Origin of the sequence: Mesorhizobium sp. M7A.F.Ca.CA.004.12.1.1, assembly GCF_003997835.1 — a bacterium.
GTDB lineage: Bacteria > Pseudomonadota > Alphaproteobacteria > Rhizobiales > Rhizobiaceae > Mesorhizobium.
Genome location: NZ_RZRK01000357.1, coordinates 1 through 6,069, shown reverse-complemented (window position 1 = coordinate 6,069; position 6,069 = coordinate 1). Strand labels below are relative to the sequence as shown.

Below are 6,069 nucleotides of genomic sequence, written 5' to 3'. Positions count from 1 at the left end.
TCTCATTCCTGCTCGGGCTGCCTGCCATCGCGCTCGCCGGCCTCAAGGAACTCTGGGAACTGCACAAGGTCCATCTCGACGCCCATGGCTGGTCGGTGCTTGCTGTCGGGCTGGTCGTTGCGTCGATCTCCGCCTTCTTCGCCATATGGGGGCTGATGCACGTGCTGGAGCGTTTCTCGGCCTGGCCGTTCGTCATCTATCGCGGCCTGCTCGGCATCGTCTTGTTGTTGAGCGTCGCCATGGGATGGCTTGCCTAAGTCCAGAGCCTTTCACAGTCTCGCTTGAAACAGGTTATATCCGTACCGGACCTCGAACTTCGATTCCGGTAAGCGCATGGATTTCCTGACCCTCCTGCAATCATTGCCGTTGCTGCTGGCATTGGCCAAGGGCGCACTGCCGTCGGTGGCGGCATTTGGCATGGGATTTGGCCAGTGGACCGCTTCACTGCCGCCATGCCGGGACTTCACCTTCGAGGCGACCAGCTATCTCGTTTGCGAGGTCGATCCAAAACGATATCAGCTCGAGCTGTTCTGGAAGGATGCGGCGGGCAAGCCGTTTCAGTCGCTGCACAATCTGCATGCCACGCAACAGGCGGCAGGGCGCACCATGCTGTTCGGCATCAATGCCGGTATGTATCACCCGAACCTCGCGCCGGTCGGCCTCTATGTCGAGCGTGGCCAGGAGATGGCCTCGGTGAAAACGGGATCGGGAAGCGGCAATTTTTCCCTGCAGCCGAACGGCATTTTCTACATGCGCGACGGCAAGGCCGCGGTCCGCGCCACCAGGGATTTCGTGAAAAGGCGCCCGACCGTCGACTATGCGACGCAATCGGGGCCGATGCTGGTGATCGACGGCAAGCTGCATCCAAAATTCCAGGCTGACGGCACTTCGCGGAAAACCCGAGACGGTGTCGGGGTGCGAAAGGACGGCGTCGCGGTTTTTGCGATTTCGAACGGCATGGTGACCTTCCATGCCTTCGCCCGTCTGTTCCGCGATGCGCTCGGCTGCGACAACGCGCTCTTCCTCGACGGCACGATATCAAGCTTGTTTGCGCCTGCCATCGGCCGCAAAGACGACTATTGGAATCTCGGGCCGATGATCGGCGTTTTCAAAAAATCCTAGCCGGTTTCCATCGCGCTTGCCGCACGCGGTATGGGCGAAAAAAACTTGATTCAAACTTTATTGGTAATTTCTCATTCATAACTGATCTGGTTTGTCCGTCGGCTGTCGTTTTGCCCTCGGTCTGTTGTGTTTTGAGTACAGGTCCAGATGCGGATTCCGGGCGTCGTCAGTTTTTTGATCGCATCGCTATGCCTTGCCGGCTGCTCGTCGACGGCCGGCGTCGACGCGCTGGATTTGCAGAAACCGTCCAACGAGACCACCAGTTCCGTGATCCGGCCGCCGGCACCGATCGCCGCTGCTCCGGCGGCAAGGGGCAACAGGGCGGCAAGGGCCGGATTGGCTCCCATGTCTGACAACGGTCCGGGGGAAAAACCGCGCCCGTTCGGCTTGGCGGAGGAGGAAGAGACGGGCGTGTTTGCCGCGCCCGACGTGCCTGATCCCCAAGTGCCTGATGTCGGCGGGCTGCCGGTCGAGCCGGCAGCCTTGGTGTCGCCGCCCAAGCTGTTGACCCGCGCGGCACCGGCCATGCTGGCCGGGCCGCTCACCCGTTACGGATTTCGCGACGCCAAGCCGATCAATTTCGGCAAGGGTTCGCCTCGCCGCCTTGCAGTGCACGGCGTCGACGTCTCGCGTTGGCAAGGCAACGTCAACTGGGACAAATTGCGGGCCCAGGGCGCCAACTTCGCCTACATCAAGGCGACCGACGGTGGCGACCACCTCGATCCGATGTTCATGAAAAACTGGCGCAGCGCCGACGCCGCCGGCTTGAAGCGCGGCGCCTACCATTTCTTCTACTGGTGCCGCACGGCCGGCGAGCAGGCGGACTGGTTCATCCGCAACGTGCCCAGGGTCGAAGGCGCACTGCCGCCGGTGATCGACGTCGAATGGAACGGCGAGTCCAGCTGCAAGCGGCGGCCGTCGCGCGAAAAGGTGCTGGAAAAGATGCAGGTGTTCATGGACAAGCTGGAGCGGCATTACGGCCAACGTCCCATCATCTACACCGCGCCCGATTTCTACCGCGACAATCTCAGGGGCGAATTCCTCGACTATCCGTTCTGGCTGCGTGCCGTGGCCCAGCATCCGTCAAAGGTCTATCCCGGCCGCAAATGGCTGTTCTGGCAGTATTCCGGCTCCGGCCTGTCGCACGGCGTCACCGGCCGCATAGACCTCAATGTCTTCCATGGCGACGAACGGCAATGGCGCGCCTGGGCCGGCGGCCGGCAGACGGTAGCCGACGCCAACTGAGACAGTCGTCAGTCCCGGCGCACTTCGCTCTGCCTGATGTCCGCGGTCTGGGCAACGCGACATCGGGCTGCTCGATGGACACGCTTCCGCCGGCAGCATTCGCTGAGGAAAGTGTCCGGCTCTTTGACCGACATGGACGCATGGGAGGAAAGATGGGTGTGTCATCGGAGGCTCTGGCACAGAGCCGTCAAACGATCAGCGCTTACGAGGATTATGCGGAACAATATGATGCCATCGTGCGCCATGTTCCCAACGAGAGGGAGCAGGCATCGCTCAAGCGCCTGGTGGCAATCGCCGGTACAGGCGGCCGGATTCTGGAAGTCGGGTCCGGAGCCGGATACGACGCGGATTTTCTGGAGACTTTGGGTGTCAAAGTCCGGCGCACCGACGCGACCAAGCGGTTTCTGGAACTGCAGGCCGCGCGTGGCAAGCATGGCGAGTTGCTCGATCTCATCACCGATGATCTCGGCGGCCCCTACGACGCGGTTCTGGCCCTGTGCGTCCTCATCCATGTGCCTCGCGACGAGACCGACCAGGTGCTTGCCAAGATAGCCGGGTCGCTGCGCCCGGGCGGCGCCTTTCTCGTCTCGATGCGTAATGGCGACGGCGAGACATCAGGCGAATATCATACGGTCTACTGGCGCAGGGACGACTTCGCGGCCCGTCTCGAAGGCGCCGGGCTCGTCCTCATCAGGGACGATTTCAACGTCGGCCGCGATAGCGAAGAATGGAACACGTTCCTGGCCGTGAAGCCTGCATGACGCGGCGTGGGCTGTTGCCGTTTGCGCTGCTCAACCTTTTCAGATTTTGCGAATAAGCAAGACATTGCCGCAGCCTTGCTGTCTATGTGCGAGTTCCTGCACTCCTGGGGGGAGACGAGTTGGAACTCAAGATCATGCTTGTCGGCTTTGCCTGCGTGGTCGCGGGCGCGCTGTCGTTCATCACCTTCATGAAATGGCGAGAGGTGAAGGCACTCAGCCGCTGGCTGCCGACGCCGGGAAAGATCATTTCCTCGCGCGTCGAGGCACGTGAGGTCAGAAACTCGGGCGTTGGTTCGGACAGCACTGACACCACCGAAATGCGCAATTTTCCGGCGATCACCTTCGAATACAAGATCGGCGGCAAGAAATTTCAAAGCTCGCGCTACAGCGTGAAAGAGAATTTGGGGAATTTCGAAGTCACGGAGACCCTTGCCCAGTTTCCCCGCGGCGCGGAGGTGACTGTCTTCTACAATCCGGCCGATCCGAGCAAAGCGGTGATCGAGCGCACCCTGCCGGACGGCGCCTTCAAGTTCATGGTCCAACTCTCGGCCGGCCTAGTGTTCGGCGCGGTTGTGCTGGTGTTTTCCGTCGGCGGTGTTCTGGAGGCGATCGGGCCGCATTTGCCCAAACCGCAGAATCTCGGTGCCGCGGCGTTGCTGCTTTTTATGGGCTTGTTCATCCTGAGCATCGGTTTCGCCCAGAAAGCGTTGGCCGAGCAGGCGGCAAAATGGCCGATCGTGGTTGGCCGCATCGACACTTCAGGTCTGCAGGCGCTCCGAAACCATTCAGGCTATGGCCGCTGGCGCACCGTCTTCAAATCCCGCATCGTCTACTCCTATGGCGTCGCCGGCCAGCGCTACAGCGCCGATCGTGTAACGTTCGGCGCCACCGTGACCGCCTCGCTGTCCGGCCTCGTCGGCGGCCAGGCACGGCAGTATATCGAAGGCAGCAAGGTCGACGTCCACTATGACCCCGCCAACCCCGGCTCGGCAGTGCTCGAATGCCGGGTCCGGGGGCTTTGGCTGCTATGGACCTGCTCGGCAGGTTTTCTCGGTGGCGCGGCCTTTCTGCTCGGGCTGGTTTGAGCGTGCCAGCCGACTTCGCCAATGCCAATTCAGACGGCTCCGCATGGGATGCCTTTACCTTGACAGGATGCAGCGATGAATAGGGTGCGATCGATCATCTGGGCCTGCGCCCTGCTTGCATCCGCGACAATGTCCGCGATGGCAGACGAGCCGGCGCCGTCGCGCTCGCCGATCGACAAATGCGTCTGGGAAAGGTTGTCTGACAAAAATATCGGGCTGGCCGCCTGGGCGCAACGCTGCGACTTCGGCTTCCGCCAGATTCATTTCGAATTCGCCGACAACGCGCTTGCCATCAAATACAGCGACGGCGGCGCGGCCGATCCTCTCGTCGAACTGTTCGACATCATATCGGGTGAAACTGCCGAGGCTGCATTGCGCCGCCTGTTCCTGGAAAAAACCGACAAGACTGTCAGCGCCCGCTGCGTGCTGACGCCTTACACGCAGGGCACGGAGCCTGCAGGCGTCAAACGCTACTCATTCAGCCCTGACGCCTCCTATGCGGAAGAACTCAAAGCGCTTGCCAGTTCCGACGAGGTTCCCGAACCGCCCTGCGGCGACTGGGGTGAAATGCCTGACGGCATCCAGTATTTCGAGGTGCCGGCGGGTGAGGGGCACAGGCTTCTGTTTGTGCGCATCGGCCAGGACGAGCCATTGTTTGACGAGCAGACGCTTCGCGTTTTCCGGAGGGGGTGAGAAGCGCTTTCTCGCCAGGTCAGGCGGATTCGGTCATGGCACCGATCCGCCGGTAGACGAACGGTTCTTCTCTCGAAGGAGCTGTGGCAATGCGCTTGGCTTCGTCGATCAGCATTGCCATGCGAGCATGGATCGGCGATTTCGCGCAAGCGGGGTCCGTTGCAGCGGCATCGCCGGCGATCGCCATCGCCTGGCAGCGGCAGCCGCCCCAGTCGATCTCGCGCCGCTCACAGCCGCGACAGGGTTCCTGCATCCAGTCCGTGCCGCGAAAGGCATTGAACCCCGGTGAATCGGCCCAGATCGAGGACAGCCTGCGTGGTTCGAAACGCTCGAAGCTGAGCGACGGGATCGTCTGTGCGGCATGGCAGGGCAGTACGGTGCCGTCAGGCGTCACCATGAAGGCGTCCCGCGCCCAGCCGCCCATGCACGGCTTGGGATAGATCGCGAAATAGTCCGGCGTCACAAAATCGATGTTGATGATGCCGGCCAGTCGCTCCTGTGCCTCCGCAACGATCTCCGCCTGCCTGTCGACCGCTTCACGCTCGGGCATCAGTTGGTCGCGATTGGTCAACGCCCAGCCGGCATACTGCACATTGGCGATCTCGAGCCTCTCCGCGCCCAGCGAAAGGGCGAGATCGATGAATTCCGGCACTTCCTCGATGTTATGGCGATGGATCGGTGCGTTGATGGTAAGAGGCAGACCGGCAACGCGCGCGCGGCGTGCCGTCTCCAGCTTCTTTTCGTGAGCGCCCTTGTGGTTGCCGATGCGATCGGTGGTCGCCGGCCGCGCGCCCTGAAAGCTCAGTTGCAGATGGTCGAGGCCGGCTTCGGCAAATGCCTCGATACGGCCCTCGACGATGCCAACGCCCGCGGTAATCAGATTGGTGTAGACGCCGCGCCCCGCAAGCCCGGCGATCAATTGCTCGAGGTCGCGGCGCAGTGTCGGCTCGCCACCGGACAGATGCACCTGGAGCACTCCCAGATCGGCGGCCTCCGAGAACAGGGCGAGCCAGGTCTCTGTGTCGAGTTCGCGATTGGCCTTCAGCAGTTCCAGCGGATTGGAGCAATAAGGGCATTGCAGCGGGCAGCGATGCGTCAGTTCCGCCAGCATGCCGATTGGAGGGAGGAGGGGCGTGCTCATAACCTCACCAGCAGCTTGTCCG

Annotated in this window: 8 protein-coding genes; 6 read left to right on the top strand and 2 right to left on the bottom strand. The window is 61.9% G+C overall.

The features are described from left to right. Positions 1–257, top strand: a 257-nt coding sequence (locus EN984_RS19190; RefSeq protein ID WP_281057318.1) for an undecaprenyl-diphosphate phosphatase, incomplete at its 5' end; no start/stop codon positions are given. Positions 258–333: 76 nt separating this feature from the next. Continuing rightward, entirely contained in the window at positions 334–1,122 is a 789-nt protein-coding gene (locus tag EN984_RS19185) for a phosphodiester glycosidase family protein (RefSeq protein ID WP_127269865.1), read from the top strand. A gap of 71 nt (positions 1,123–1,193) precedes the next feature. Here EN984_RS19185 and EN984_RS38865 read toward each other — a convergent pair whose 3' ends face one another. Beyond that, on the bottom strand, positions 1,194–1,469 hold the full coding sequence (locus EN984_RS38865; RefSeq protein WP_164773642.1) for a hypothetical protein: 276 nt from the start codon (positions 1,467–1,469) through the stop codon (positions 1,194–1,196). Here EN984_RS38865 and EN984_RS19180 point away from each other — a divergent pair. From EN984_RS19180 to EN984_RS19165, 4 genes are all read left to right on the top strand, one after another. Next, positions 1,468–2,367: a GH25 family lysozyme gene (locus EN984_RS19180; protein WP_127267410.1), complete on the top strand. Its 900-nt coding sequence runs from the start codon at positions 1,468–1,470 to the stop codon at positions 2,365–2,367. The two genes, EN984_RS38865 and EN984_RS19180, sit on opposite strands and share 2 nt — an antisense overlap. A gap of 152 nt (positions 2,368–2,519) precedes the next feature. Then, positions 2,520–3,128, top strand: coding sequence for a class I SAM-dependent methyltransferase (locus EN984_RS19175; RefSeq protein ID WP_127267409.1), 609 nt, complete (start codon positions 2,520–2,522; stop codon positions 3,126–3,128). A 119-nt stretch (positions 3,129–3,247) separates the two neighbouring features. Further along, positions 3,248–4,213 carry a DUF3592 domain-containing protein gene (locus EN984_RS19170; protein WP_236382785.1) on the top strand — a complete coding sequence of 322 codons (966 nt, stop codon included), beginning with the start codon at positions 3,248–3,250 and terminating at the stop codon, positions 4,211–4,213. Positions 4,214–4,342: 129 nt separating this feature from the next. Then, positions 4,343–4,906 (top strand): hypothetical protein, encoded by a 564-nt coding sequence (locus EN984_RS19165; RefSeq protein ID WP_245473053.1) that lies wholly within the window; start codon positions 4,343–4,345, stop codon positions 4,904–4,906. Between the two features lie 19 nt (positions 4,907–4,925). On the opposite strand, the gene pqqE is transcribed toward EN984_RS19165, so the two are convergent. Then, positions 4,926–6,047 (bottom strand): pyrroloquinoline quinone biosynthesis protein PqqE, encoded by a 1,122-nt coding sequence (gene pqqE / locus EN984_RS19160; protein WP_127267407.1) that lies wholly within the window; start codon positions 6,045–6,047, stop codon positions 4,926–4,928. Positions 6,048–6,069 lie beyond the last annotated feature (22 nt).

What these genes read in the sequence shown, in the direction of transcription:
- EN984_RS19185 (WP_127269865.1), top strand. Translation starts at nt 334, where the DNA reads ATGGATTTCCTGACCCTCCTGCAATCATTGCCGTTGCTGCTGGCATTG.
- EN984_RS19180 (WP_127267410.1), top strand. Translation starts at nt 1,468, where the DNA reads ATGTCTGACAACGGTCCGGGGGAAAAACCGCGCCCGTTCGGCTTGGCG.
- EN984_RS38865 (WP_164773642.1), bottom strand. Translation starts at nt 1,469, where the DNA reads ATGGGAGCCAATCCGGCCCTTGCCGCCCTGTTGCCCCTTGCCGCCGGA.
- EN984_RS19175 (WP_127267409.1), top strand. Translation starts at nt 2,520, where the DNA reads ATGGGTGTGTCATCGGAGGCTCTGGCACAGAGCCGTCAAACGATCAGC.
- EN984_RS19165 (WP_245473053.1), top strand. Translation starts at nt 4,343, where the DNA reads ATGTCCGCGATGGCAGACGAGCCGGCGCCGTCGCGCTCGCCGATCGAC.
- pqqE (WP_127267407.1), bottom strand. Translation starts at nt 6,047, where the DNA reads ATGAGCACGCCCCTCCTCCCTCCAATCGGCATGCTGGCGGAACTGACG.